Source organism: Bradyrhizobium sp. 26S5 (assembly GCF_036923295.1).
GTDB lineage: Bacteria > Pseudomonadota > Alphaproteobacteria > Rhizobiales > Xanthobacteraceae > Bradyrhizobium > Bradyrhizobium septentrionale.
Map to the genome: position 1 here is coordinate 8,933,935 of NZ_CP145948.1, position 25,572 is coordinate 8,959,506.

The window sequence follows — 25,572 nt, forward strand, 5'->3', positions numbered from 1 at the left end:
GCATTTCGATCCAAATTTTATGTAAGGACGATTTTCCGGTCTTCAAGAGGAGATGAATTGCTGCATCGCAACACAAGAATATCAAAAATATCTTTCCTGGCGCATATGATGAGAGTAAGCTATTTTGCGCAACTTAACCCGCAATGGAGGCAATTATGCGCATCACGGTGAGAGGTTGGGGCCGGGACCTGGGCGAGACGGTCATTTTGTCGGAAGGGCTCGATGCCGCCGAGGAGGTTGGCGAGACCTATCAGCGCGGCAAGCTCTACAAGAAAGTGCTCGAGCCCGAGAACAAGCGGCGCACCAAAGTGCGCATTTCGAGCGGCATCGATGTGCGGCTCGGCGGCCGGTACCTCATGCACGTTGAGCTCTCCCGACAGGAAATCTCGCGGCTGTTCTTCGAGACGCACACCGGCGCGATGGTCCGGATGATCAAGTCGTTCATCGAAGAAGAAGCCCGCGAAGATCGCGAGGAAGATCTCGCCGCTCTACAAGAGCGGATTGAACGGCGCAAGAAGATCGCGGCGGAGATTGCAGCCGCGGAAGCCGAGGCCGGCGAATCCTGCCGAATGAAGCGCGGAGCGTGATGTGGTCGAGATATTGAACGAGCACTACGACCATCCGGCATTCCCGCAGCCGGCAGACCGCAACGCGCTCGTGTGGCGTTATCAAGATTTTGATAAGTTCGCATCACTAGTGACAACAGGCCGCCTGTATATGCGGCGTGCCGATCTCTTCAACAAAGACCAGTTTGAAGGGACAACGCCGCAGGGCGAGATCGACTACTGGGCACAGCGCGCGGCAGATGCCGCTACGCCCCAAGAACGAGCCGCAATCGAGCATAGCCGTGCTGAGCTTGCGGAATATGCCGAACACTTCCGCCGCAACTATTTCGTGAATTGCTGGAACATGGCGCCGGACGAGAATGTCGCCATGTGGGAGCGCTATACTTCGGGCCCGGAATCGGTCGTCATCCGATCGCGATACAGCACGTTCCTCAAGCAATTCCACTTCGGCGTCACCATGTCGGGCAAGTGACTTACATTGACTACAGCCTCGACGCCCTTCCGGGCATGAACATGCTGCATCGGATCACACACAAGCGGCACTTCTTTCGCGACGAGCAGGAAGTCCGCGCGGTCGTCTGCGCGGTCTGCCCCGACCAGGTTAGAAAGCAACTGATCGACCCCTATATGATGCCGGATGGCTGCGGATATGCGCCGCCAGTGAATGTCGCGGAGCTGATCGAGGCAGTGATACTGCACCCGGAGGCGACGCCAGAATTCGCGGCGAAGGTCACCGCATTCTGCGCCAAGCATGGTCCACCGGCGCCGATTCCCTCTGCCATGTCAGCTTCGCCGCGATTTTGAACACAGAACAGCCCGGCGCGTGGCTCGGCTGTAATCAGTAGCACCCCGCCGACCTCGACATGAGGACGACGAACATAGCCAGATTGACGCCTTCAAGGATTCCGTAGGTAACGCAAAGCGGTAAGCTTCATAGAACCATGAAAGCGCTTATCCCAGGCGCCGTGTTCATCGGCTTGAGGACTGTACGACGTAACCAACGCGCACGTTCCCTTGAATACGGTTTTCTGAAACAGCTCGTAATATTTCGCGGCTTCATAGATGCTCGAAGCTACGAGCATGTCATACGAAAGGAGATAAAAAACGTTCATCTGAGCGTGCACCCACCGACGGGCCGCATCCGGGTCGCTGCGCCTCAGAGAATGACACTCGAAGTCCTGCGGGTTTTCGCTATCGCAAAGCTACCCTGGATCAAGAAGCAGCAGAAAAGACTGCGAGAGCAGGAGCGCGAGACGCCTCGGGAATACATCGATCGGGAGAGCCACTATGTTTGGGGCTCGCGCTATCTCCTAAAGGTGGTCGAAGGGGACGAAAAGCCCTCAGTCGAAATCAGTGGCAGACAACTCTTGCTTCGCGTTCGTCGCGACACAAGTTCAGAACGGCGCGAGGCTATTCTCGAAGAGTGGCAACGCGAATTGCTGCACGCGGCAATTCCTCCGCTCATCGCAAAGTGGCAAAAGCTCATGAACACGCGAGTAAACCGCTACTTCGTCCAACGCATGAAGACTAAATGGGGAAGCTGCAATCACCGGGCCGCGACTATTCGGTTAAATACCGACCTCGCTCGCAAGCCTAGGGAGTGCCTAGAGTATATCGTTGTGCACGAAATGGTACATCTGCTCTGATGGACCAATTCATGCCCAAGTGGCAATCCCATCGCGAGGTTCTAAATAGACTACCAATTCGGCACGAGAACTGGGACTACTAAACCATTTCATGTTGTCGGAAGAGAATACTTTTTGACCTTCTCGCGTCCAATCTTAAAAATGACTTGCCGTAATTCATGACCTGCCACACTCTACCTGTGCTTGCAGCACTCGCACAACTGTCTAAGGCACATGTCGATCCTAGCGATGCGCCACTGCGGTCGGCAAAGTGACGTTGGGTGGATACGCCGCGAGCAATCGCTCCAAAGAAGCAGTCAGCTTACAGACTCAAGTGCCAAATGCCCTCGCGCAACGAGTACCATTATGAACCCAACGACTTGGCTTGAGAAGACAGTACCCGGCTTTCGCTTGCTGTCGGAGCCTGAGCGCGCCGCAATCAAGGATTTTGCGGTCCTATGGACGGTCTACGAAGGCAATGTTCTCAACGCTTCGGCTAATGCTGCTGCCATTGTTCGAGTCACAAACTCGCTTGCTACCACCGCCAAATTCTCACTGGATGAACTTTCACTTCCAATAAAGTATTTCAAGGATAGATACTTCGACGGCGCCGAACTGACTGATGCATTTCTGGGTCTTCACATGAGGCGCAATGATCACCCTCAGCTGGTCGAGACCGTACTCCGTGACAGGTCGAAAAACGAAGCCGAGATCTTGTCTGCCATCTTGATCATCATCTATCGTCTACGGAACAATTTATTCCATGGGGTAAAATGGAGCTACGGAATTAGGGATCAACTAGCCAACTTTCAGAATGCCAACGCTGTGCTCATGTGGGTGATCGAAGCCCATTTGAGTGCTGCCGCGGGTTAGTCGTTGCATCTCGTAGGCCGATGGCACTGACCTCGGCACTATTCCTTGTTTCATTCCGTAGAACACAAATCAAGCCTCGCAGTTCTATGAACCCCTATTCGTGTGACCGCAGAGATCACGAGCCATGGCCACTCAGTACGGTGACTACATCAAAGCTCTTCAACGCGGTTTTCGCGAGTACCGAAACACGCACTATGGCAATAGGCCCGAGCTCTTTAAGAGCTACAACGAAGATGGACCCGTCGTATGGACCGACCTGTCTCGTGATCTTAACGTAATGACACCGACATGTGCGCCATCTCTGCGCGAAATGGTCGTGAAGAAAATACCCCGATCCAAGCGTCACAGGCATTTTGGAAGTATGCAAAGCTCGCAAGCCTTGGTGCAATCGACATTCGGGGTAATTGAGGCGTTCGATCGGCTTGCTGTGCTTGCAAATGTTAGGGACGAAGAAGGTGGCCATGCATTTGGTCCTTCTGCGGCAACGGGCAATCTGACCTTTGAGAAGCAAATCACTGCCCTCGGCGAAGATCAAAGGGGGCCACCTCTGTCGATGTCTGGATCGGGGGAGCTTATCGGGTCGCCGTTGAATGCAAGTTGTCCGAGGCAAGCTTCGGAACCTGTTCGAGACCCGGATTGCGCGCTGAGGACCCGAAATACTGCAATGGCAGCTATGAGTATCAAGGCGATCGAACCATCCAACGATGCTCATTGACAGGCGCCGGGGTGCGTTATTGGGATTTTGCTGAATTGGCGTTCGGCTGGTCGCCAACGATCGACCACCGCCCCTGTCCGATGCGATCGCCGTATCAACTCATCAGAAATGTACTAGCTGCCTGCGTATCGTCGGACGGCACCTTCGAAGAGAATAGCGGACATGCTCTCGTCATCTATGACGAACGCAACCCAAGTACGTTCAGGGATGGCGCGTGTGAAATGCAATGGGGGGAGGCACGTTTCGCACTACGGATGCCGCATCTGCTAAGACGGCTTTCCTGGCAGTCGTTCCTCCGTCAATTACCTGATGATGACATCTATAACTGGCTGGCGCACGCGCTGCGCGACAAGTACGGACTTGTTGCCTAAGCCGAAAAGTGATCGATCTAGCGCGCGCCTCAAGAGTCGGAGGCACTGTTCAGTATTTCGTCCTCAAACAAACCAAGCAAAAAGAGCATCAGAGAGCGCTCTTACCGTTATGGCATTGGGAGAAAGCAATGACGCTCAACGAAATCAACATTTGGGGCATACACGGTGGCCGCACTGGGGATGCCGACGGCCTCTTCTTGAAGAAGAACTGCATCGCCGTTGGTTGGGCATCTATGGGTGATCTTAGTGCACTTTCGGCAGATCGGGAGGCGTTCAAATCGAAGGTTGCGCAGGTCTATCCAGAAAAGAAGCCGGGTGCCTGGCCGGTCAACGCGGGACAGTTATTCCGGTTTGTTCATGAAATGAAGGGCGGCGATATCGTTGTCTACCCATCGAAGCGGGATCGCCAAATTCATATTGGCAAAGTGCAGGGTGACTACAAGTACGACCCGACTGGGGAAGCAACCTATCCAAACCGCAGGGCAGTTAAGTGGCTTCATGCCGTGCCACGAACGAAGTTCACGCAAGGTGCGCTTCACGAAATCGGTTCTGCGATGAGCCTGTTCTTGGTCAAAAACTATGCCGAAGAATTTCGTGCCATGCTGGAGGGCACTACAACGCCTGTCACCCCGTTGGCACAGGATGAATCGGTCGCCGCCGTGACCGAAGATATTGAGGAAACGACGAGAGATTTCGTTTTGAAGAGGCTCGCTCAAGAGCTCAAAGGCGCTCCGCTCGAAGGCTTCATCGTCCACCTTCTAGAGTGTATGGGATACCACGCGCGGCTGACCCGAAAAAATGAACCCAGCGTAGATGTTATTGCCCACAAGGATCACCTCGGTGTTGAACCGCCCATCATCAAAGTACAGGTCAAGAGCAGCGACGGTGTAGCAACGGACAAGGACGTCTCCGCCCTTTACGGAAAATTGTCATCCGACGGAGAGTTCGGCCTCTTTATTACACTCGGAACGTTCAGTCCTGCTTCTCGAAACTATGAACAGAGCAAGAGCAATTTGCGCTTGATTGACGGTGATGAGTTGGTTCAACTAATTTTTCAGCACTACGAACACTTCGACTCCCGTCACAAGGGATTACTTCCATTACGCCGCGTCTATGTGCCGGAAGCCATCGAAACTGAAGATGATCAATGAACATGCCGACCTTACAAACCGTTGCCGAGCAACGTTGCGAGCTCGTAGGGCTCGTCTAGAAAATATTCCCGCAGCTCTCGATTCACTCTGGCGTCACCCCTTGCGTACCGGTCATACATCCCTCTCAGCCAGAGATAGCGATCGAGATCGATATAGTCGCTTGAATACAACGCGTAACGATCGCGGAGCTGATGTATGTTTTTGACAAAGCCTCCGTACGTTGTCGACCTGTCGAGATCTCTCGACGAGAGATGATGTTTGATCGCTTCACGTGCCGCGTCGTCGTAGATTGGAAACAGATTGCGATCGACAAAAAATGCACAGAACTTGGAGGCGAAGCTACGAAACTGACGCTTCCTCTGCTGATCCGGTGCAGACGGGGTATCTAGATCAACTGCATCGTCGAGCTGCCGTGGCGGCGTGAGGTCGGCGATGGCTTCGACTAACTCGATCGAATTGGCTGGAGTGATCTCCCGAAATCGCTCCTGTTGTAACACGGTATGAACGTGCCTCCCCATCCGAGTGATGGCAAGAACGTGGGTGGAATAGAGAGCGTTTACGGTTGCGGCCTTCACCAAGCACGCGCCAAGACTATGGCCTGGGTAGCACTGATTTAGAGTGAGTAGCGCATCTTCGGTAGTGCGCCAGAGAGCCAATCTCCCATGCATCTGCTGGGCAATCTTGATTTGGCCGCGCGAAATCGCCGATATCTGTCTTCGCTGCATCCTCACCTCTGAGTAAGCGCTGTTTTCAGGCCACAGCTTTGAGGTCGTGACGGCAATAGGCCCACGGCAGCAGGTGATCGATCTCGTTATTCGGATGACCGTTGACGATCCTGGTGAGCGCGTCGGTCAAGTAGGCAAGCGGATCGACATCGTTCAGCTTACAGGTTTCGACCAGGGAGGCGATGATAGCCCAGTGCTCGGCACCACCGTCGGAGCCTGCGAACAGCGCATTTTTCCGGTTGAGCGTGATCGGACGGATCGAGCGCTCTACGGCGTTGTTGTCGAGCTCGATACGGCCATCATCGATAAAGCGCGTCAGGCCCTCCCAGCGTGAGAGCGCATAGCGGATGGCGTCGGCCAGCTTGCCCTTTTGGCTGATCAACGCGAGCTTTGCGCGGAGCCACTGCTCGAAGGCTTCCGCCAGCGGTCGGCTTTTCTGTTGCCGAACGAGACAGCGCTCCTCGGCGCTACGGCCACGGATGTCCTTCTCGATGGCATAGAACTCGGCGATATGCTTGAGCGCCTCGCCCGCAATGGGCGCGGGACCGGGGGCGGCGAGTTCGTAGAAGTTACGCCGCATGTGGGACCAGCAGAATGCAAGCTGAACGTCGCCACGCTCGGCCAGCTTGCCATAGCCAGCATAGCCATCGACCTGCAGGATCCCCTTGAAGCCTGCCAGATGGGCGATTGGTCGGTCGGCTTTGCGATCGGGAGCATAGACATAGGCGACGCCCGGCGGATCGGCGCCGCCCCATGGCTGGTCGTCCGCTGCATTGTCATTCGGCCTGCAATATTGAGCCCCTAAGCCGGGGGATCGGCGTCCAAAATTGACCCCCTACAGATTGGTCTGTTGCGCTGCCTGCTTTGGAACGAAGCAGGTGGTGGGGGATGCTGATCGTGGAGACGATTGCCCGGATCCGGCGCGAGCACTTCATCAAGGGCAAGACAATCAAGGAGATCGCCCGTGACCTGAAGGTGTCGCGGAACACGGTCCGGAAGGTGCTGAGGTCGGGAGAGACCTCCTTCGAGTACGAGCGGCAGGTGCAGCCGCGGCCAAAGCTGGGACGATGGGCAGTAGAGCTTGACGGATTGCTGGCGGCGAACGCGGCCAAATCGGCTCGTGAACAGCTGACGTTGATCCGGATCTTCGAAGAGCTGCGCGGCCGCGGCTATGACGGCGGTTACGATGCGGTGCGGCGTTACGCCAGGCGGTGGAGCAAAGAACGCGGGCAATCGACCGCGGCCGCTTATGTCCCGCTGAGCTTTGCCCCAGGCGAAGCCTATCAGTTCGACTGGAGCCACGAGGTGGTCTTGCTGAGCGGCACCACGGTAATGGTGAAGGCCGCCCATGTCCGGCTCTGCCACAGCCGCATGCTGTTCGTGCGGGCCTATCCGCGGGAGACGCAGGAGATGGTGTTCGACGCCCACGACCGGGCGTTCGCCCTGTTCAAAGGTACCTGCACCCGCGGCATCTACGACAACATGAAGACTGCCGTAGAGACGATCTTCGTCGGTAAAGGGCGTCTCTACAATCGCCGCTTCCTGCAGATGTGCAGCCACTATCTGGTCGATCCGGTCGCCTGCACGCCAGCGTCGGGCTGGGAGAAGGGGCAGGTCGAGAACCAGGTCGGGCTGGTCAGGGAACGCTTCTTCACGCCGCGGCTGCGGTTCAAAAACCTCGACGAGTTAAACGCCTGGCTGCTCGACAAATGCATCGCCTACGCCAAGGCTCATCGCCATCCGGAGCTGGTCGATCAGACGATCTGGGAAGTGTTCGAAGCCGAACGCCCCAAACTCGTTCCCTATGCCGGCCGCTTCGACGGCTTCCATGCGGTGACGGCATCGGTCTCGAAGACCTGCCTGGTGCGCTTCGACAACAACAAGTACTCGGTCGCAGCCAGCGCAGTCGGACGACCGGTCGAGGTTCAAGCCTATGCCGATCGCATCGTGATCCGTCAGGATGGATGCATCGTTGCCGAGCACCCGCGATCCTTTGGCCGCGGCGATACCGTCTACGACCCCTGGCATTATGTGCCGGTGCTCGCCCGCAAACCCGGCGCCTTGCGCAACGGTGCTCCCTTCAAAGACTGGGTGCTGCCGGCCGCGATCGAGCGGATCCGGCGCAAGCTTGCCAGCACCGACGATGGCAATCGGCAGATGGTCGACATCCTCAACGCGGTGCTGACTGACGGTCTGCCCGCGGTGGAAGCGGCCTGTGCCGAAGCGCTCGGTCATGGCGTCCATTCCGCCGATGTCGTGCTCAATATCCTGGCCCGTCAACGTGAACCCGCCCCACCGGCCAACATCATGACGCCGGCCGCACTGACGCTCCGTCATGCACCGATCGCCGATTGTGCCCGCTACGACAACCTCCGGAGGACCATCTGATGGAACGAACCCAAATCTTCGACCTCATGGGCGAACTGAAGCTCTACGGCATGAAGGCCGCCTTCGACGAGATCATGGCAACCGCCGTCAAGCGCCAGCACGAACCTCAGCGCATTGTCGGCGACCTGCTCAACGCCGAGATCAACGAGAAGCAAGCAAGGTCGATCAAATACCAGCTCACCATTGCCAAGCTGCCGCTTGCCAAGGACATCGCCGACTTCCAGTTCGACGGCACGCCGATCAATCAGACGCTCGTCAATGATCTCGCTGGCGGCGGCTTCATCGCCCAACAACGCAACGTCGTGCTGGTTGGCGGAACCGGCACAGGCAAGACCCACCTGGCCATTGCCATCGCCAGAAGCTGCATCCGATCCGGTGCCCGCGGCCGCTTCTTCAACGTAGTCGACCTCGTCAATCGCCTCGAGACCGAGACCCGCAACGGACGGCAAGGACGGCTCGCCGAGCATCTGACCCGGATGGACTTCATCGTGCTGGATGAACTCGGCTATTTGCCCTTCGCCCAGTCCGGTGGACAGCTTCTCTTCCACCTCGTCAGCCGGCTCTATGAGCGGGCCTCCATCATCGTGACCACCAATCTCGCCTTCGGCGAATGGCCGAGCGTGTTCGGCGACGCCAAAATGACCACCGCGCTGCTCGACCGATTGACCCATCACTGCGACATCGTCGAGACCGGCAACGACAGCTGGCGATTCAAGAGCCGAGACGACGATCACGCCACCCGCGCTCGTCTCGCCTCCGCTATCCCGGCCAGCTCCGACGAGACGAGCGCTACCAGCAAACCCCGCCGCACGAAGGGGTCAAAATTGGACGCCGATGAGGGGTCAAATTTGCAGGCCGATTGACATTGAAGGAAAAACGATGAGCGCTAACGCACCCAACGAACCCGCAGACAGTGCCGACGTTAGTCTACACCGGTGTCGTGAGGACGGGCGTCGAAAGACCAAGGTACGCGAATTGTTCGAAAGCCAAGGTGCCGACGCTGCCTGGGTACTTGGTCTGCGGTTGGGCTTGAAGGAGAGCACACTCCACAACTGGTTCGCTCGCTGGAGACAGAAACGCTGATCAGCGTCGAGAGGACATGCACCGGTCTTTGCTATCCGACGTGCTCCTCGCTTTCGTGGGAGATCGAAATGGTCCAAGTACCGAAGAGCTACCCCTAGTGCGATTTATCGCGGGTACTGCCCCTTCTTGGCTAGCTATTCATTTCACACCATAAAAGGCGCGTCCGATGCTGGCTCCAACTGCGGCTCGTAGCCGCTCCTCTTGTGGAATGCGTCGTCCGCGGGATTGGCCGTTCATGAACTTATCGAACTCGTCGGCACTGACGCCTCCAGCACTCACCAACATGTTCTAATCGCCCGCTACTGCGCGCTCTCACAGGCACGATCCATCGCATTTGTTTGCGTGGCGACGCAAGGTGTAGGCGTCGGGGGTGGCGCCATTACCGGAGGCGTTCGCTTCAGTCGCGCAAGGGCGGTAAATTGACAATGTGCGTCATCAAGCGATCGAACGTGTGTCGCTGCAAACTGCGAATCTCTTGTCGTGAGGCCAATCCTCTGAGATGCTGAAGCTGCTGCAGGTCCCTACAAACCGACGTTACGGTCTGGTCCGCTCGCGTGAAGCGCTTGCGGGAGATCTGGTCCGGTTCTCCTTGTGCGCATCCAGCGTCGAAATAGAAAAATCCCATGTCAAGCTCCTGTCAAATCATAGAAATGATAGGATATCCTCCTCTTTTCGTAAAACTATTAGCAACCTCATCATGTTTTTCTCCTTTAGAGGTTTTCGTCAAAATACAAACGGTCCTATCATTCCTATCACCTCACATTGCGTTTTTCTTTTCGTACTGATTTCGTCCTAAAGTGTTCAGTTCGATGCCGCGATAGAACCGCTTTGCCCCTCTCCCGCCGTATGTGATTTCTGGACAACGCGCATGTAGATCGCGACCAAATACGATAGCACTGCCCGGCGGAATGCCGTTCGCTTCGCACCAGTATTTCCAGGCGTTGTAGAGAACTTTGACGTTGACTTGCGCTTCCGGAGATCGCGCGCACCAGTCCCTTAGGAAAGCGCTGATGGGACTAGCCAAATCAGAGAGCCGCTGCATTGCGTCTGTAGATGACTGGGGCATCCTAAAGAAGCCGCGGCTTCGGAGCCGTTCTAAGCCGCGAAGCGACCAATTGAGAATGCCGCTCAGTTCCTTCGACAGCGTGTGTGTTAAATTGGTATCCTCTTTACCAAGGAACGAGTTGGTCAATGTCAAAATTACGAAACGCGACGCGAACGCTCCTGATGCATCGGCAATGTTGGGGAGCTCATTCGTCAGCATCAGAAATCGCGTTGTGAGGCGACCGCTCCAGTAGTTCTTGTGTTTTCGATTTATGGTCTGAGCGTCTTCGCCCGATACGGATAAGAGGCGCTCGGCCACCGCGTGACTTGTCGCGCGAGTACCGTGTCGCGCATCGGAGATGATCGCCAGATTCTTGTCGATCAACTGCGACAACCCGAAATCCCCACTCAAGCTCGCCATCGACGGACTCGCGATATTGTCAGCTCCTAGCAAAAGCCCGAGGACGCGACCGATGGTACCTTTACCGGACCTCGGCGGGCCTACGAGCATGAATAATTTCTGGAAGCTCGTGTCGGACGTCAGTAGAAGGCCAAAAATTTCCTGCAACGCCAGTCGGGCCGTTTTTCCGTCGTCATCGTCAGGCCAAAGCTGCCTAAGGAATGCTCGCCAGGGCCGTGGAGTAAGCGCATCGGCAACATAGTCAAAGGGCAAGCAGTTGACATTGAAGAACCTCGGACTATGCGGCGTCAAAATGCGAGCATTGGGGTCAAGTAGCCCATTTCGACACGCGATCAGGTGTCCGCAACGCGTATTTGGTTCATCTAACCAGAATGGTACATTCCATCTCGCATCGACCTCCACCACCGCCTGTAGGGCATCAATGACTTGATTGACCTTTGTAGCAGTGGCGTTGAAGGGAGTGCCATTGGATTTGAGGGCGTCGTCTAAGAATTCATACACCTGCGACCGCAGGTGGTCTGCGTCACATTCAACCCAATGGGTACACGTCCACTCGTAGAAGGCGCCCCGATAGTAGACGAGTCCTTGAGCATCGTTTCGCACAAACAATCTTCGCACGAATTCTTTCGCGCTCTCGACGGGGCTTTCCGCTTGGAGCATCAATTTGCCAGCGCGCCGCCATTTTAGATCGGCACGATCCGCCTCAAAGAAAATCGTGCCCGCACCAATCCGTGTTGGTGGTGAACGATATATAGAGTCCCATTCTCTTCGAGTATTTGCTTCGTCATATTTCGAAGACTTGCGCGACCATTGATCGAAAATATGAAAACCTTGATCGCTACCGGATGTTGCTCGAAAAATCGCTAGCCCTAATCTCTTCCAGTCGTCCCAACCAAGATTGTCATTCGGGATCACGGCCATTGCGGCAGTAATGCGTTCGGGATCAGCTTCGGGCTGAGTGTTGCTCTCAAGCGAGTCTTTTGGGCCGCTCCTGTCCAGTAACTTGGTCGGAAAATTGGGCAGCTTGTCGAGGTCGCCTAGGCTACCTCGCATAAATTCGTAGCGCGCACGATCATGATTCGCTGACGGTGGCACGATCACGTAGCCGCCATCCCCGCGAGTATCGATGCCTGGTGCGAGGCGATCCGTTGAGTTGCGGACCTTGCCATCCGATTTGAACCAGAGATGAGCGCCCCCAGAAGGGGTCCGCACAATTAGCAGTGACAAGCTCTCCCACTGAGGGAGAAACGTAAATCCATCGATGAATTCCTGCGGCTTCACATCGATGTCGATGACATCGATGCCGGAGGCAGGACCTGTTGGAACACCGATCATCGCATCAGGCCACTGAGCCCACCAATCTCTGATCTGTTTCTCGTTGCGGGTCGCAGCCTTGAAACCCCTCTTTACTATTGGCGCCTTGGTTTGTCGCTTGCACGGGAATACCGGGAGCCCGAGCCGCGCATATCGGAGAGCATGCATAACCATTGCGCTCCCCGACTCAGAAGGGCTGTTCTTTGTGGGAGCTACCATCGTCAGGCTCCCTTGGTCTTTTTGGCTGGTTGATGCCGCGCAGCGCCTAGTTTGGTCGACAGCGAAACGTCTTCATCAAAGCAGGCGATTTTCGCGTCGTCTCGCGACAGTGCGTGGTCGAGTTCAGACGCCCGTGCGACGATAGTTCTCGGGCCAAGCTTCTTCGCCGGGATCAGGCCCTTTTCGATCAGGTAGTACGTTGTTCGTAGTGGTCGATTGATGTAGCGGGCGATGGATTGCGCGCCCCAAATGAGATCGTTCGGCAAAATGGTCGTTTTCGTCATGGTGGTCTCCGTTATCACCAGGACGAAATTATTGGGACGATGTGTGGGTGTCTTTACGTGCTTAGTCGCGACTAGGGGCCATCGCTATTCTGATCGCACTGACGCTGAAGTCGCATCCGTAATGCTGTCGATCGTAGTCGCGAGCATCCTCGATCGCCTTATCCTCGGCGCTGTTTGCTCCTGTCGCCGCAATGCCCTCCTCTTCGGCCTGTTTCATTAGCTTGGCCCGCGCCGCGAAGCTTTCAGTGCAAGCCGCCTGGTCAAGCAAAACACGAGCATTGTTCAAGCGTTCCTGCTTGCGCTTGCGTGCATGCCCAGCAACGTCGGAGAGAGCCGCTTCCTTAAACTGGGTGGTGAGATGGCTGTCGTTCGGATGGCGGCGGCCGCCGCCTTTGTACATGCCGTTCCGAGCATACTCATTAATCTGCCGATGGAGCGCGGTTGGCAGCGGGAGCAACTCCTGGCCTAAGCGTTCGCGTTCTGCGTTCACCGCGGCCAGAGCCAAGGAGAAGTCTAGGGCACTACGAGGCTTTGGATCTCGCGTCGTCCATTCTGGGAGCATTTCCTTGATCAGGTCGCCATACAGAACAAAAAGGTCGTTCTCCGAGAACTCCGTTGTCATGTCGCATCCATGTTGCATGGAGACATTGTCAGTCTGTGTAAGCCATTGATATCACGAAACATCATCCGGGAGATCATGCAACATACAATTGGAGGAATGACGCCGGGAAATGCCGATAACCAATTGATTTACGTGAGCTTTAAATGGCGCGCCCGGAACGATTCGAACGTCCGACCCTCAGATTCGTAGTCTGATGCTCTATCCAGCTGAGCTACGGGCGCATTTTCGCGGCAGGGCTTGAAGCCCAGACGGCTCCGAGAGGCCCGGAACGTCGCGAAAGAGCGCTCTAGCTACAGGCTCCCGGTCCGGTTGGCAAGGTCTGGAAACGCCAATTTCGGCGCGGTTTTGGCCCGCGCTTCCGGCATACCGGGACGCGTTTACGCCCGCGCCCGCTCGCTGCGGACCGAGAGCAGTTCCACCGGACGATCCGGGATCGAGATCCGGAAGGTGGCGCCGATGGTGCCCTCGACCAGATGGATGTGGCCGCCATGGGCGCGGATCAGCTCGGCGGCAATCGCGAGGCCAAGCCCGCTGCCGCCGGGGCGGCCGGAGGTCTGGAACGCCTCGAACAGGTGCTCGCGCGCCTTGGCGGGCACGCCGGGACCGGTGTCGGAGACCTCGATGATCGCAACCGTCCCCTCGCGGCGGCCGGTGATGCGGATCTGCTGGGCGCCGCCGTCGCTGGCGGTGCGACTTTCCAGCGCCTGCGTCGCGTTGCGGACCAGATTGAGCAGCACGCGGAACAGCTGGTCCGGATCGGCGTCGATGGTGAGCCCGCGTTCGATCGCGCTGATCCAGGTGATCGAGACATCGGTCGCAAGCCCGGCCGACTCGCGGACCTCGGCAACCGCCGGTTCGACCATGATGACGCGGCGATCGGGTGCCGCCTCCTGCGCGCGGCCATAGGACAATGTCGACTGGCAGAAGGCGATGGCGCGCTCGAGCGAGCGCAGCAGTTTCGGCGCGAAGCGCTGCACCCGCGGGTCGGGCACGCTGGCAAGCTGGTCCGACAGCAGCTGTGACGAGGCCAGCAGGTTGCGCAGATCGTGATTGATCTTGGAGACGGCGAGCCCGAGCGCGGCGAGCCGGCTCTTCTGATGCAGCATCGAGACGAGGTCGCGCTGCATGTCCGACAGCTCACGCTCCGCAACGCCGATCTCGTCGCCGCGCTGGCTTGGCACGATGATTCGCGCTGAGCTTTCTGGATTCTCGTGGAAGCCGATCAGGCTCGCGGTCAGCCGCCGCATCGGGCGGACGAACAGATAATGCAGCGCCAGATAGACCAGGCCGGCGGTGAGGCCGGCAATCAGGAGGGCAACGACCAGCACGTTGCGCGAGAAGCGATACATCGCCTGCCGCAGCGGCTTCTCGTCGATCACCACCTCGATGAATTGCGCCTGGCCCGGCGCGGCGCCGACTACGCGGATGGTCTGGTCACCGTGTTCCAGCATGATCTCGAAGGCATCGACGATCGCCGACCACACCGTCATGGTCCGCATGTCGACGTCATGGTCGATCGCGGCCGGCAAATCGGCGCTGGCAAGCAGGCGGCGCTGCTGCCCGAGCTTGATGGCGACGGCGCGGGCACCGATGCTGGTCAGGATCTGCCGCGCCAGCGAATCCGGCACAAGGCCGGAGGGGGCGGCGTCGAGCACCAGCGCCGCGGTATTGGCGGCTGCCAGGCGGTCATTGAGCCGGTTCATCCGGAAGTTGGCGATCGCCGGCACGTAGATCAGGAGCCCGGCGATCATCACCAGGGGGATCGTCAGCAGCAACAGCTTGCCCGACAGCCCGAGCCGAAGGGACGGCTTGGGCCGCTGCTTCTGCGCGGGCGCCTGATCGTCAGTTAGAGCCACAAGATAAGGCCTTGCTTGGCTTAGGGGTCGGAAGATGCCGCCCGGCCCCCAAGCCGGTCAAATTACGGATCGCTAATGTCGGCGGTTCCTAGAGCATTTTCGGTTCTGATTGAATCAGAACCGAAGCTCTAGCTTCTTGTTTTGACGCGTGTTCTTCACGCGAACCGGTGCCCACTTCGCTCGAAAACGCTCTAGAGCGCCCCACAGCGCCCCTCACCGTCAAAAACCCCGCGAAAACAGATATATTCGCCCTAATTGCGACGTTTCGAAGAAGCCCGTTTGCGACGCCCTGTGACATTGACGAAAACAAGACGCTCCCTTATAAGCCGCGCCAACTGTCCGCGATGGCCCGGTTCTTGACCCGGGGGCGGCTCGTTCGGGGCCGTAATCGGCGCGTTTGAGCCCGCCAGCATCACCGGACTTCATCTCAATACAACGGCAAATTGCCCGGTCAGCGGAGAATTACCCGTGAAGCGGACTTATCAACCCAGCAAACTGGTGCGCAAGCGCCGTCACGGCTTCCGCGCCCGTCTCGCCACGGCCGGCGGCCGCAAGGTCCTCGCTGCGCGCCGCGCGCGTGGCCGCAAGCGCCTGAGCGCCTGAGCCCGGACGTCTCCACTCCGGAGATACCCATTATGGATCGGCTGAGGCAGCGGGCGGATTTCCTCGCCGTTGCCAATGGCGCGCGGGCGAATACCGCAGCTTTTGTGCTGCAGGGCCGCCGCCGCGACGATCAGGGCCCGATCCGCGTCGGCTATACCGTCACCAAGAAGAATGGCACCGCGACCGAGCGCAACCGCATTCGCCGCCGGCTTCGCGAAGTGATTAGACGGGTCGGTGCCATATACATGCGGCCGCACCATGATTATGTGCTAGTCGGCCGTCGTGACGCGCTGACCCGCGACTTTGCGACCATGCTTGACGACCTGCGGTCGGCGCTGCGCCGCCTCGACCGGCCTGCGCCAAAGGCGGGTAACACAAGCGCGCCCAATCCGAACGGAATGACGAGACCATAAGAGATGTCCGACAACCGCAACACGATCCTTGCCGTCATTCTGTCCGGCTTCGTCCTGATCGCCTGGCAATATTTCTACAATGTGCCGCAGATGGAGAAGCAGCGCGAGGTCCAGCGCCAGGCCGAGGTGCAGAAGCCAGCGGCGCAGCCGGCGGCTCCGGGTGCCACTCCTGGCGCCGCTCCGGGGACTTCTGCGTCGCCGGCGCCGGGCGCGCCTGCCGCCGACGCCCCGGTGGCGAGCCGCGAGACGGTGCTCGCTTCCGGCCCGCGCATCAAGATCGACACGCCGCGCGTCACCGGCAGCATCGCGTTGAAGGGCGCCCGGATCGACGACCTGGCGCTGGTCCAGTTCCGCGAGACGGTCGACCCCAAATCGCCGGCTGTCGTGCTGCTGTCGCCGTCTGGCACGGCCGAGCCTTATTACGCCGAGTTCCTGTGGCTGACCGCCAACGGCTCGTCGGTGAAGACCCCGAACGGCGAAACCGTCTGGCAGCAGGAAGGCTCGAACAGCCTGTCGCCGACGAGCCCGGTGACGCTGAAATACGATAACGGCCAGGGGCTGATCTTCCGCCGCACCATCGCGATCGACGATCGCTACCTCTTCACCATCAAGGACGAGGTCAACAATCTCGGCAGTGCGCCGGTCACGCTGTATCCGTTTGGGTTGATCTCGCGCGGCGGCAAGCCGCCGGTCTCCGGCTACGCGATCCTGCACGAAGGCCCGATCGGCTATCTCGGCGAACACGGTCTGCAGGAATACACCTACAAGAATCTCGACGAGAGCAAGACCTCGACCGGCGGAAACTCGCGCGGCGTCGTGTTCTCGAAGGTCACCAACGGCTGGCTCGGCATCACCGACAAATACTGGGCCACGGCGCTGCTGCCCGAGACCGACGCAACGCTCGAAACCGCAAGGTTCACCACCGGCGACAAGCGCTACCAGGCCGACTACATGCTCGGCGGGCAGACCATCCCAATAGGCGGCACCGCCGTCGCCAGTGGGCGGCTGTTCGCCGGCGCGAAGGAGGCCGCTGTCGTCGGCCTCAACTTCCCGCTGGTCGGCTTCGGCGGCTACAACAAGCAGCTCGGCCTCAACCATTTCGATCTGCTGATCGACTGGGGCCACTTCTACTTCATCACCAAGCCGATGTTCCTGGCGCTCGACTGGTTCTATCGCCTGGTCGGCAATTTCGGCATCGCGATCCTGCTGGTGACGGTGATCGTGAAGCTGCTGTTCTTCCCGCTCGCCAACAAGTCCTACGCCTCGATGGCGAAGATGAAGTCGGTGCAGCCGCAGCTGGCCGCGCTCAAGGAACGCTATCCTGACGACCGCGTGAAGCAGCAGCAGGAGATGATGGAGATCTACAAGAAGGAGAAGATCAATCCGATCGCCGGCTGTCTTCCCGTCGTTGTCCAGATCCCGGTGTTCTTCTCGCTCTACAAGGTGCTGTTCATCACCATCGAAATGCGGCACGCGCCGTTCTTCGGCTGGATCAAGGACCTCTCGGCGCCCGATCCGACCAACCTGTTCACGCTGTTCGGGCTGATTCCGTTCGATCCGATCGCGCTGCTCGGACCGCATATCGGGGCCTATCTGGTGATGGGCATCTGGCCGATCATCATGGGCATCACGATGTGGGTCCAGATGAAGCTCAACCCGGCGCCGCCGGATCCGACCCAGAAAATGATCTTCGACTGGATGCCGCTGATCTTCACCTTCATGCTGGCGGGTTTCCCGGCGGGTCTCGTGATCTACTGGGCCTGGAACAACCTGCTGTCGGTGCTGCAGCAGAGCTTCATCATGCGCAAGAACGGCGTAAAAGTAGAGTTGTTCGACAATCTCAAATCCACGTTTCAAAAAAAAAGCGTGACGACTGAGACCAAGAAAGCGACGTAGCTTCCGGCAACAACGCTTCAACGCCACGTCATGCCCGGCCTCGTGCCGGGCATCGACGTATTGGAGGGCGGCAGGACGTTGACCTGGATGGCCGGGTCGTCTTACGCCAAAGACACGCCTTGGGCCTTTGCCTGGCCACCACGAGATGGGATCCTTCGCATGAGCACCGAACCCGATGCGGAGCTGATCGAGCAGGGACGAAAGCTGTTCGCCGGCGACTGGCGATTCATCTGGGCCTCGCCCTCGATCGAGACGCTGCCGCCGATGGCCGGCCTCGAGGTCGCCTTTGCCGGCCGTTCCAATGTCGGCAAATCGAGCCTGATCAACGCGCTGACCGGCCGCAATGCGCTAGCTCGCACCTCGCATACGCCGGGCCGCACCCAGGAACTGATCTTCTTCGAGGGCCCGGAAAACGCGGACTTTCGTCTCGTCGACATGCCCGGTTACGGCTACGCCTCGGCGCCGAAGACCAAGGTGGCGTCATGGACGGCGCTGATCCACAAGTTCCTGCTCGGGCGCGCGACGCTGGCGCGGGTCTATGTGCTGATCGACGCGCGCCACGGCATCAAGGACGTCGATCTCGACGTGCTGAAGACGCTGGATAAGTCCGCGGTCAGCTACCAGGTCGTGCTGACCAAGGCCGACCAGGTCAAGGCAGGCGAACTGAAGACTGTGATCGCCGACACGTCAGCGACGCTGGCAAAGCATCCCGCCGCGTTCCCCGAACTGCTGGTGACCTCGTCGCGGACCGGCGACGGCATGCCGGAGTTGCGCGCCGCGATGGTGCGCCTGATCGAGGAACGGCGGCGATGAACGGCCTATCCCGCCTTCTGATCTGCGTTGCCGCCGTCATGGGCGCCTGCGGCGTGATGCTGGCGGCGGGCGCAGCCCATATGCCTGATGCCACGCGGCTGGCGGCGGCGTCCTCGATGCTGCTGTTCCATGCACCCGCCGCCATCGCGACCATTGCCGTTGCGGACCGCGCTGTCATCCATGCCACGTTCGGAATTGCGGCAGCGGCCGGTTTCGTCATCGCGGCGTCATTGTTCGCCGGCGACCTCGTGCTGCGCCAATATGCCGGCCATGGATTGTTTCCAATGGCCGCCCCGACTGGCGGAACGCTGCTGATCCTGAGCTGGCTGGCGCTGGCGGTCGCTGCGATGTGGCCGAAGCGTTGATCACTGCCTTCCTTCTCCCCTTGTGGGAGAAGGTGGCGCGGATGCAATCCGCGCCGGATGAGGGGTCTCTATCCGCGGAGACAGACCCCTCACCCGTCTCAATCGCGCGTTGCGCGATTGATCCACCCTCTCGCACAGGGGGAGAGGGTTTGAAGACCACTTTGCGCCCCGCCCGCCAATCAGATAGAACCCTGCGCGCCCCTCCGCTGACGACGAGACCAGTCCCATGACCGACCAGCACATCAGCCCGCTCGATCAGGCCCGCATCCTGTCCGAGGCGCTGCCGCACATGCAGGAATATGACGAGGAAACCATCGTCATCAAGTATGGCGGCCATGCCATGGGCGCCGAGGACACCGCCAAGGCGTTCGCGCGCGACATCGTGCTGCTGGAGCAGACCGCGATCAACCCGGTGGTCGTGCATGGCGGCGGGCCGCAGATCGCGACCATGCTGAAGCGCCTCGGCATCCAGTCGGAATTCGCCGCCGGCCTGCGCATCACCGACGCCGCGACCATCGAGATCGTCGAGATGGTGCTGGCTGGCTCGGTCAACAAGCAGATCGTCGGTTACATCAATGAGGCCGGCGGCAAGGCCGTGGGCCTCTCCGGCAAGGACGGCAACATGGTGAAGGCGTCGAAGACGACGCGCACCATGGTCGATCCGGATTCCAACATCGAGAAGGCGGTCGATCTCGGCTTCGTCGGCGACCCCGAAAAGGTCGACCTCACGCTGCTCAATCAGCTGATCGGCTATGAGCTGATCCCGGTGCTGGCGCCGCTGGCGACCTCGCAGGACGGTCAGACGCTGAACATCAACGCCGACACCTTTGCCGGCGCGATCGCGGGCGCGCTGAAGGCCAAGCGCCTGCTGCTGCTGACCGACGTGCCCGGCGTGCTCGACAAGTCCAAGAAACTGATCCCGGACCTCTCGATCAAGGAAGCCCGCAAGCTGATCGCCGACGGCACGATCTCCGGCGGCATGATCCCGAAGGTCGAGACCTGCATCTATGCGCTCGAACAGGGCGTGCAGGGCGTCGTGATCATCGACGGCAAGACGCAGCACGCGGTGCTGCTCGAGCTCTTCACCAACCAGGGCACCGGCACGCTGATCCATAAGTAATGGCAGACGCGGCAGCGCGACCAGAGCGTTTTCGAGCGAAGTGGATACCGGTTCGCGTCAAGAAAACGCGTCAAGGCAAAGATCCAGAGCCCCGTTCCGATTCCATCGGAACGGAAAAGGCTCTGAAGGCCGTCATCGCGGGACTTGTGGCGAGAATGCCTCGCCGGTCGCCGGCGACGCGGCTCGCGATGTCGCTGCCGGCCGCGCTGGTATCAATCCTGTTCTCGGCGGCGCCGGCGCATGCCGACCTCAAGCTCTGCAACCGCATGAGCTATGTGATCGAGGCCGCGATCGGCATCGACGACAAGGCGGCGACAGCGACACGCGGCTGGTTCCGCATCGATCCCGCCACCTGCCGGGTGGTGGTGCAGGGCACGCTGACCGCCGACCGCGTGCTGCTCAATGCGCGCGCGCTCGGCGTCTACGGCGCCTCGCCGATCCCGCAGAACGGCACCGACACGCTCTGCGTCGCGCAGGACAATTTCGTGATCGCCGCCGCGCGCCAATGCCGCTCCGGCCAGACGCCGGCGCAATTTACCCAGATCACGCCAACGCAGACCGACGACGGCAATCTCGTCGCCTATCTCGCCGAGGACAGCGAATATGACGATGAGCAGGCGCGGCTCGCCGGCATCCAACGCCTGCTGGTGATCGCAGGCTACGACGCGGCGCCGATCGATGGCGTCGACGGGCCGAAGACCCAGAGCGCGCTGTCGGCGTTCCTGAGGAGCCGCGGGCTCGCCAGCGACATCGTGCAGTCGCCGAATTTCTTCGCCACCATGATCGATGCCGTGCAGAAGCCGTCGGCGTCGGGGCTGACCTGGTGCAACGACACGCAGTACAAGGTGATGGTCGCAGTTGCGACCGATGACGGCAAGGTGGTGACCAGCCGCGGCTGGTATCGAATCGACCCCGGCAAGTGCCTGCATCCCGACGTCACGGGCATGCCGAAGCAGATCTATTCGTTCGCCGAGGCCGTCGACAGCGACAACCGCGCCATCCGCATCAAGGACAAGCCGCTGAACTGGGGCGGCGCGGTGCAGCTCTGCACCCGCGAGAGCAAGTTCGAGATCAACGAGCAGGGCGACTGCGCCACCCGCGGCCTCGCCGCGCTTGGCTTCACCACCGTCGACATGACCAGCGGCGGCAAGACGCTGCGCTTTGCGATGCCGTGATGCGCGGGACGAGAGATTGAGCAAACCATGAAAACTCCCCGCAGCTTCGGCCATGTCGAGACCTGGGTGTTCGACCTCGACAACACGCTGTACCCGCATCACGTCAATCTGTGGCAGCAGGTCGATGCGCGGATCGGCGAATTCGTCAGCAACTGGCTGAAGGTGACGCCAGAGGACGCGCGGCGGATCCAGAAGGACTATTATCTGCGCTACGGCACCACGATGCGCGGCATGATGACGGAGCATGGCGTGCAGGCCGACGACTACCTCGCCTATGTGCACAAGATCGATCATTCCCCGCTGCAGCCGAATCCGGCGATGGGGGCTGCCATCGCCAAACTCACCGGGCGCAAGCTGATCTTGACCAACGGCTCGGTCGACCATGTCGATGCGGTGCTGGGCCGGCTCGGCATCACCAACCATTTCGACGGCGTGTTCGACATCATCGCGGCCGATCTCGAGCCGAAACCGGCGCCGCAGACCTATCAGAAGTTCCTCAGGCTGCACGACGTCGATCCGGCGAAAGCTGCGATGTTCGAGGACCTCGCGCGCAATTTGGTGGTGCCGCATGAGCTCGGCATGACCACCGTGCTGGTGGTGCCCGACGGCAGCCAGGAGGTGGTGCGCGAGACCTGGGAGCTCGAAGGCCGCGACGCTGCCCATGTCGACCATGTCACGGATGATTTGACCGGGTTCTTGCAGCGGCTGAACGGATAGCCCTGATCTCTCCACACGTCGTCCCGGCGAAGGCCGGGACCCATTACCATCAGTCTCTGTATGGCTACGCGCTGTGGCCCCATCGTGCTGCACCGCTGGCATTCGTGGTAATGGGTCCCGGCTGCGCCGGGACGACGTTGAGTTTGCCTTGACTCTCCTGCCCCAAATTCCGAAAAAGCCCTGCAAAATTCCCGTCATAATCACCGATACGCCCAAGGATTGTCCCGATGTCGCTGGCCGCCCTCGAAACCACCGTCAACGCCGCGTTCGACGCCCGCGAAGGCATTTCGACCTCGACCAAGGGCGAGGTCCGCGAGGCCGTCGATCACGCGCTGGAACTGCTCGACAAGGGCGAGACTCGCGTTGCCGAGCGCGAGGCCGGCGGCAAGTGGAAGGTCAATCAGTGGCTGAAGAAGGCGGTGCTGCTCTCGTTCCGCCTCAACGACATGGGCCAGATCGCGGGCGGCCCGGGCAAGGCGTCGTGGTGGGACAAGGTGCCCTCGAAGTTCGAGGGCTGGGGCGAGAACCGCTTCCGCGACGCCGGCTTCCGCGCCGTGCCGGGTGCGATCGTGCGCCGCTCGGCCTTCATCGCCCGCAACGTCGTGCTGATGCCCTCCTTCGTCAATCTCGGCGCCTATGTCGATGAAGCCACCATGATCGACACCTGGTCGACGGTCGGCTCCTGCGCCCAGATCGGCAAGCGCGTGCACATCTCCGGCGGCGTCGGCATCGGCGGCGTGCTCGAGCCGCTGCAGGCCGAGCCCGTCATCGTCGAGGACGACTGCTTCATCGGCGCGCGCAGCGAGGTCGCCGAGGGCGTGATCGTGCGCAAGGGCGCGGTGCTGGCGATGGGCGTGTTCCTGGGCGCCTCCACCAAGATCGTCGACCGCGAGACCGGCGAGATCTTCGTCGGCGAGGTCCCGGAATATGCCGTCGTGGTGCCCGGCACGATGCCGGCCAAGCCGCTGAAGAACGGCCAGCCCGGCCCGGCGGTCGCCTGCGCCGTGATCGTCAAGCGCGTCGACGAGCGCACCCGCGCCAAGACCAGCATCAACGAGCTGCTGCGAGACTGAGAAGCGCTGCGCTAAATTCCTCATCCCGTCACCCTGAGGAGCGCGAAGCGCGTCTCGAAGGGCGACGGCCCGGCTCTCGGCCGTTCACCCTTCGAGGCTCGCTCCGCTCGCACCTCAGGATGACGGGTCCAACGGAGGATCGAACCAATTTCCATCCGACGTCGACAAAACTCCGGGCCGCGAAAATTGCCGCCGCCCGGAGTTTTTTCATGGACTGGGCCAATTACCTGTTCGGCTTCAAGGGCCGCGTCAACCGGGCCAAATTCTGGCTCGCAGGGCTGATCATCGTCTGCTGGATGATGTTCCTCGCCCTGCTGGTGGTCTCGGTCGGCCTTGGCAGCAAGGATGGGTTTGGCTTCAATGTCGACGACATCTTCCGGGCGTTCGACCCGGACAGCTACAAGTCGCTGACTTGGGCCGGATTGCCGGCGCTGCTGGTCAAGGCCTGCGGAACGGCGCTGTTCGTCTGGGTCTATATCGCTGTCTCGATCAAGCGCCTGCACGACCGCGACAAGAGCGGCTGGTGGATGATCCCGTTCTTTGCGATCCCGGGTCTCATGAGCCAATTCTCGGACCGGCTTCCCGACGAATCCTATTGGATCATGGCCGCGGGCTCGGTCGTGTTCGTGCTCTATATCTGGGGCTTCATCGAGCTCGCCTTCCTGCGGGGCACGTCGTACCCAAATCGATACGGTCCCAATCCGCTGGGAAAAACCCATGAGAGGCGAGGAGGCGACCGCGGCAGTGGGTCGCGCTCCGGGAGGGGCTGGGATCAGCAGAGCGAGCTCGATATGGTGCCGCACAAAGCTGGTCCACCCGCGGTGTGACGTGTTAAGCGAGACGCATGAATGATGCCGTCTCGATCACCCGCGATCTCGTTCGCTGCCCCTCCGTCACCCCGGCCGACGCCGGCGCGCTCGGCGTTCTCGAAAGCCTGCTGAAGGCGGCAGGTTTCGAGGTCCATCGCGTGACGTTCTCCGACCCCGGCACCGCCGATGTCGACAATCTCTACGCCCGCATCGGCAGCTCCGCGCCGCACATCACCTTCGCCGGCCACACCGACGTGGTGCCGCCCGGCGATGAATCAGCGTGGACGATCGGCGCATTCTCCGGCGAGGTGAAGGACGGCTTTCTCTACGGCCGCGGCGCCGTCGACATGAAGGGCGGCATCGCCTGCAGCGTCGCCGCGGTGCTGCAATATCTGCAGGACCATGGCGGCAAGCCACAAGACAACGGCAACGGCTCGATCTCCTTCCTGATCACCGGCGACGAGGAAGACGTCTCGATCAACGGCACCGTCAAGCTATTGAAATGGTGCGCCGAGCGCGGCGAGAAATTCGATCATTGCGTGCTCGGCGAGCCCTCCAATGTCGAGGTACTCGGTGACATGATCAAGATCGGCCGGCGCGGCTCACAGTCCGGCACGCTGGTGGTCGATGGCGTGCAGGGCCACGTCGCCTATCCGCACCGCGCCTCGAATCCGGTGCCTGACATCTCGCGGCTGATCGTGGCGCTGAGCGACGAGCCGCTCGATCACGGCAGCGCGCAATTCCAGGCGAGCAACCTCGAATTCACCACGGTCGATGTCGGCAACACCGCCGGCAATGTGATCCCCGGCCAGGCACGGGCGAAATTCAACATCCGCTTCAACGACAATCACACCCAGGAGAGCCTGCGGCAGCTGGTCGACGAGCGGCTGGCAAAAGCCTGCGGCAACCGCATCCGCGCCCACATCGACTGGATGCCGTCGAACTCGAACGTGTTCGTCACCAAGCCGGGGCCGTTCACCGACCTCGCCGTCGCTGCGATCGAGGAGATCACCGGCCGCAAGCCGGAGCTCTCGACCTCGGGCGGCACTTCGGATGCGCGCTTCATCTCGAGCCATTGCCCGGTGATCGAATTCGGCCTGGTCGGCCAGACCATGCACCAGATCGACGAGCGCACGCCGGTGGCCGATCTGGAGAAGCTGACGCGGATATATCGGGGCGTGCTGGATCGGTATTTCGGCTAGCCTCGCGACCGTAGGATGGGTGGAGCGCAGCGATACCCATCGCGTTCGCGGTGAGATGATGGGTATCGCTTCGCTCCACCCATCCTACGAAGCTACTCGCGCCAGACAAAAACATCGAAAACAACCCCA

The 25,572-nt window shown here is 60.0% G+C and carries 24 protein-coding genes, 1 tRNA gene and 2 pseudogenes; 20 read left to right on the top strand and 7 right to left on the bottom strand.

The genetic code is table 11. From position 1 onward, the window contains the following. The first annotated feature begins 155 nt into the window (after positions 1-155). The 7 genes from V5279_RS42250 to V5279_RS42280 all read left to right on the top strand — a co-directional run bounded on the left by V5279_RS42250 (position 156) and on the right by V5279_RS42280 (position 5,301). On the top strand, positions 156-587 hold the full coding sequence (locus tag V5279_RS42250) for a hypothetical protein (protein WP_338692819.1): 432 nt from the start codon (positions 156-158) through the stop codon (positions 585-587). Between the two features lies 1 nt (position 588). Next, positions 589-1,038 (top strand): hypothetical protein, encoded by a 450-nt coding sequence (locus tag V5279_RS42255; protein ID WP_338692821.1) that lies wholly within the window; start codon positions 589-591, stop codon positions 1,036-1,038. After that, on the top strand, positions 1,035-1,370 hold the full coding sequence (locus V5279_RS42260; RefSeq protein ID WP_338692823.1) for a hypothetical protein: 336 nt from the start codon (positions 1,035-1,037) through the stop codon (positions 1,368-1,370). Before V5279_RS42255 ends, V5279_RS42260 begins: the two co-directional genes overlap by 4 nt. A 137-nt stretch (positions 1,371-1,507) precedes the next feature. Next, entirely contained in the window at positions 1,508-2,212 is a 705-nt protein-coding gene (locus tag V5279_RS42265) for a SprT family zinc-dependent metalloprotease (protein ID WP_338692825.1), read from the top strand. 345 nt (positions 2,213-2,557) lie between these two features. Next, positions 2,558-3,064 carry a hypothetical protein gene (locus V5279_RS42270; RefSeq protein WP_338692827.1) on the top strand — a complete coding sequence of 169 codons (507 nt, stop codon included), beginning with the start codon at positions 2,558-2,560 and terminating at the stop codon, positions 3,062-3,064. A 561-nt stretch (positions 3,065-3,625) separates the two neighbouring features. Then, positions 3,626-4,150, top strand: a complete 525-nt coding sequence (locus V5279_RS42275) for a PGN_0703 family putative restriction endonuclease (RefSeq protein WP_414645977.1) — start codon at positions 3,626-3,628, stop codon at positions 4,148-4,150. Positions 4,151-4,278: 128 nt separating this feature from the next. Continuing rightward, positions 4,279-5,301, top strand: a complete 1,023-nt coding sequence (locus tag V5279_RS42280) for a restriction endonuclease (RefSeq protein ID WP_338692831.1) — start codon at positions 4,279-4,281, stop codon at positions 5,299-5,301. A gap of 11 nt (positions 5,302-5,312) precedes the next feature. Here the strand turns inward: V5279_RS42280 and V5279_RS42285 are convergent, their stop codons facing one another. Together V5279_RS42285 and tnpC are read right to left on the bottom strand one after the other, a co-directional pair. Beyond that, complete coding sequence (locus V5279_RS42285; protein WP_338692833.1) at positions 5,313-6,026, bottom strand: hypothetical protein; 714 nt, start codon at positions 6,024-6,026, stop codon at positions 5,313-5,315. A gap of 25 nt (positions 6,027-6,051) precedes the next feature. Next, positions 6,052-6,798 (bottom strand): annotated as a pseudogene (tnpC, locus tag V5279_RS42290) (IS66 family transposase); the annotation flags it as partial. Positions 6,799-6,914: 116 nt separating this feature from the next. On the opposite strand from tnpC, the pseudogene istA reads away from it, so the two are divergent. After that, a pseudogene (gene istA / locus V5279_RS42295) lies at positions 6,915-8,405 on the top strand (IS21 family transposase); the annotation flags it as partial. Positions 8,406-8,413: 8 nt separating this feature from the next. Further along, positions 8,414-9,277 (top strand): IS21-like element helper ATPase IstB, encoded by an 864-nt coding sequence (gene istB, locus V5279_RS42300; protein ID WP_338687724.1) that lies wholly within the window; start codon positions 8,414-8,416, stop codon positions 9,275-9,277. A 977-nt stretch (positions 9,278-10,254) separates the two neighbouring features. Here the strand turns inward: istB and V5279_RS42305 are convergent. The 5 genes from V5279_RS42305 to V5279_RS42325 all read right to left on the bottom strand — a co-directional run bounded on the left by V5279_RS42305 (position 10,255) and on the right by V5279_RS42325 (position 15,257). Next, positions 10,255-12,495, bottom strand: coding sequence for a phage/plasmid primase, P4 family (locus V5279_RS42305; protein WP_338692835.1), 2,241 nt, complete (start codon positions 12,493-12,495; stop codon positions 10,255-10,257). Between the two features lie 2 nt (positions 12,496-12,497). Then, positions 12,498-12,779, bottom strand: a complete 282-nt coding sequence (locus tag V5279_RS42310) for a hypothetical protein (protein ID WP_338692837.1) — start codon at positions 12,777-12,779, stop codon at positions 12,498-12,500. Positions 12,780-12,840: 61 nt separating this feature from the next. Beyond that, positions 12,841-13,401, bottom strand: coding sequence for a hypothetical protein (locus tag V5279_RS42315; protein WP_338692839.1), 561 nt, complete (start codon positions 13,399-13,401; stop codon positions 12,841-12,843). 144 nt (positions 13,402-13,545) lie between these two features. Continuing rightward, positions 13,546-13,622 (bottom strand) — tRNA-Arg (locus tag V5279_RS42320). A 156-nt stretch (positions 13,623-13,778) separates the two neighbouring features. Next, a complete protein-coding gene (locus tag V5279_RS42325; RefSeq protein WP_338692841.1) occupies positions 13,779-15,257 on the bottom strand; it encodes a HAMP domain-containing sensor histidine kinase in 1,479 nt (492 codons plus the stop codon). A gap of 468 nt (positions 15,258-15,725) precedes the next feature. Here V5279_RS42325 and rpmH point away from each other — a divergent pair, with 468 nt between their 5' ends. From rpmH to dapE, 11 genes are all read left to right on the top strand, one after another. Next, complete coding sequence (gene rpmH / locus V5279_RS42330; protein WP_008542748.1) at positions 15,726-15,860, top strand: 50S ribosomal protein L34; 135 nt, start codon at positions 15,726-15,728, stop codon at positions 15,858-15,860. A gap of 32 nt (positions 15,861-15,892) precedes the next feature. Next, positions 15,893-16,273, top strand: a complete 381-nt coding sequence (gene rnpA / locus V5279_RS42335) for a ribonuclease P protein component (protein WP_338692845.1) — start codon at positions 15,893-15,895, stop codon at positions 16,271-16,273. A gap of 3 nt (positions 16,274-16,276) precedes the next feature. Further along, positions 16,277-18,169: a membrane protein insertase YidC gene (yidC, locus tag V5279_RS42340; RefSeq protein WP_338692847.1), complete on the top strand. Its 1,893-nt coding sequence runs from the start codon at positions 16,277-16,279 to the stop codon at positions 18,167-18,169. 159 nt (positions 18,170-18,328) lie between these two features. Continuing rightward, on the top strand, positions 18,329-18,982 hold the full coding sequence (gene yihA / locus V5279_RS42345) for a ribosome biogenesis GTP-binding protein YihA/YsxC (protein ID WP_029083634.1): 654 nt from the start codon (positions 18,329-18,331) through the stop codon (positions 18,980-18,982). Further along, a complete protein-coding gene (locus V5279_RS42350) occupies positions 18,979-19,347 on the top strand; it encodes a DUF423 domain-containing protein (RefSeq protein ID WP_338692849.1) in 369 nt (122 codons plus the stop codon). Before yihA ends, V5279_RS42350 begins: the two co-directional genes overlap by 4 nt. A 226-nt stretch (positions 19,348-19,573) precedes the next feature. Further along, entirely contained in the window at positions 19,574-20,467 is an 894-nt protein-coding gene (argB, locus tag V5279_RS42355) for an acetylglutamate kinase (RefSeq protein WP_029083632.1), read from the top strand. A gap of 188 nt (positions 20,468-20,655) precedes the next feature. Then, entirely contained in the window at positions 20,656-21,642 is a 987-nt protein-coding gene (locus tag V5279_RS42360; RefSeq protein WP_338701703.1) for a DUF1036 domain-containing protein, read from the top strand. Positions 21,643-21,669: 27 nt separating this feature from the next. After that, complete coding sequence (locus V5279_RS42365; RefSeq protein ID WP_338692854.1) at positions 21,670-22,359, top strand: pyrimidine 5'-nucleotidase; 690 nt, start codon at positions 21,670-21,672, stop codon at positions 22,357-22,359. A 227-nt stretch (positions 22,360-22,586) separates the two neighbouring features. Continuing rightward, positions 22,587-23,432: a 2,3,4,5-tetrahydropyridine-2,6-dicarboxylate N-succinyltransferase gene (dapD, locus tag V5279_RS42370; RefSeq protein WP_166299618.1), complete on the top strand. Its 846-nt coding sequence runs from the start codon at positions 22,587-22,589 to the stop codon at positions 23,430-23,432. Positions 23,433-23,641: 209 nt separating this feature from the next. Next, positions 23,642-24,259, top strand: coding sequence for a DUF805 domain-containing protein (locus tag V5279_RS42375; protein WP_338692858.1), 618 nt, complete (start codon positions 23,642-23,644; stop codon positions 24,257-24,259). Positions 24,260-24,276: 17 nt separating this feature from the next. Then, entirely contained in the window at positions 24,277-25,443 is a 1,167-nt protein-coding gene (gene dapE, locus V5279_RS42380; RefSeq protein ID WP_338692860.1) for a succinyl-diaminopimelate desuccinylase, read from the top strand. Positions 25,444-25,572: the final 129 nt, after the last annotated feature.

Bases quoted from the DNA above. Each gene is read 5' to 3' on its own strand.
- V5279_RS42250 (WP_338692819.1), top strand. From the start codon at position 156: ATGCGCATCACGGTGAGAGGTTGGGGCCGGGACCTGGGCGAGACGGTC.
- V5279_RS42265 (WP_338692825.1), top strand. From the start codon at position 1,508: ATGAAAGCGCTTATCCCAGGCGCCGTGTTCATCGGCTTGAGGACTGTA.
- V5279_RS42270 (WP_338692827.1), top strand. From the start codon at position 2,558: ATGAACCCAACGACTTGGCTTGAGAAGACAGTACCCGGCTTTCGCTTG.
- V5279_RS42280 (WP_338692831.1), top strand. From the start codon at position 4,279: ATGACGCTCAACGAAATCAACATTTGGGGCATACACGGTGGCCGCACT.
- V5279_RS42285 (WP_338692833.1), bottom strand. From the start codon at position 6,026: ATGCAGCGAAGACAGATATCGGCGATTTCGCGCGGCCAAATCAAGATT.
- istB (WP_338687724.1), top strand. From the start codon at position 8,414: ATGGAACGAACCCAAATCTTCGACCTCATGGGCGAACTGAAGCTCTAC.
- V5279_RS42305 (WP_338692835.1), bottom strand. From the start codon at position 12,495: ATGGTAGCTCCCACAAAGAACAGCCCTTCTGAGTCGGGGAGCGCAATG.
- V5279_RS42310 (WP_338692837.1), bottom strand. From the start codon at position 12,779: ATGACGAAAACGACCATTTTGCCGAACGATCTCATTTGGGGCGCGCAA.
- V5279_RS42315 (WP_338692839.1), bottom strand. From the start codon at position 13,401: ATGACAACGGAGTTCTCGGAGAACGACCTTTTTGTTCTGTATGGCGAC.
- rnpA (WP_338692845.1), top strand. From the start codon at position 15,893: ATGGATCGGCTGAGGCAGCGGGCGGATTTCCTCGCCGTTGCCAATGGC.
- yidC (WP_338692847.1), top strand. From the start codon at position 16,277: ATGTCCGACAACCGCAACACGATCCTTGCCGTCATTCTGTCCGGCTTC.
- yihA (WP_029083634.1), top strand. From the start codon at position 18,329: ATGAGCACCGAACCCGATGCGGAGCTGATCGAGCAGGGACGAAAGCTG.
- V5279_RS42350 (WP_338692849.1), top strand. From the start codon at position 18,979: ATGAACGGCCTATCCCGCCTTCTGATCTGCGTTGCCGCCGTCATGGGC.
- argB (WP_029083632.1), top strand. From the start codon at position 19,574: ATGACCGACCAGCACATCAGCCCGCTCGATCAGGCCCGCATCCTGTCC.
- V5279_RS42360 (WP_338701703.1), top strand. From the start codon at position 20,656: ATGTCGCTGCCGGCCGCGCTGGTATCAATCCTGTTCTCGGCGGCGCCG.
- V5279_RS42365 (WP_338692854.1), top strand. From the start codon at position 21,670: ATGAAAACTCCCCGCAGCTTCGGCCATGTCGAGACCTGGGTGTTCGAC.
- dapD (WP_166299618.1), top strand. From the start codon at position 22,587: ATGTCGCTGGCCGCCCTCGAAACCACCGTCAACGCCGCGTTCGACGCC.
- V5279_RS42375 (WP_338692858.1), top strand. From the start codon at position 23,642: ATGGACTGGGCCAATTACCTGTTCGGCTTCAAGGGCCGCGTCAACCGG.
- dapE (WP_338692860.1), top strand. From the start codon at position 24,277: ATGAATGATGCCGTCTCGATCACCCGCGATCTCGTTCGCTGCCCCTCC.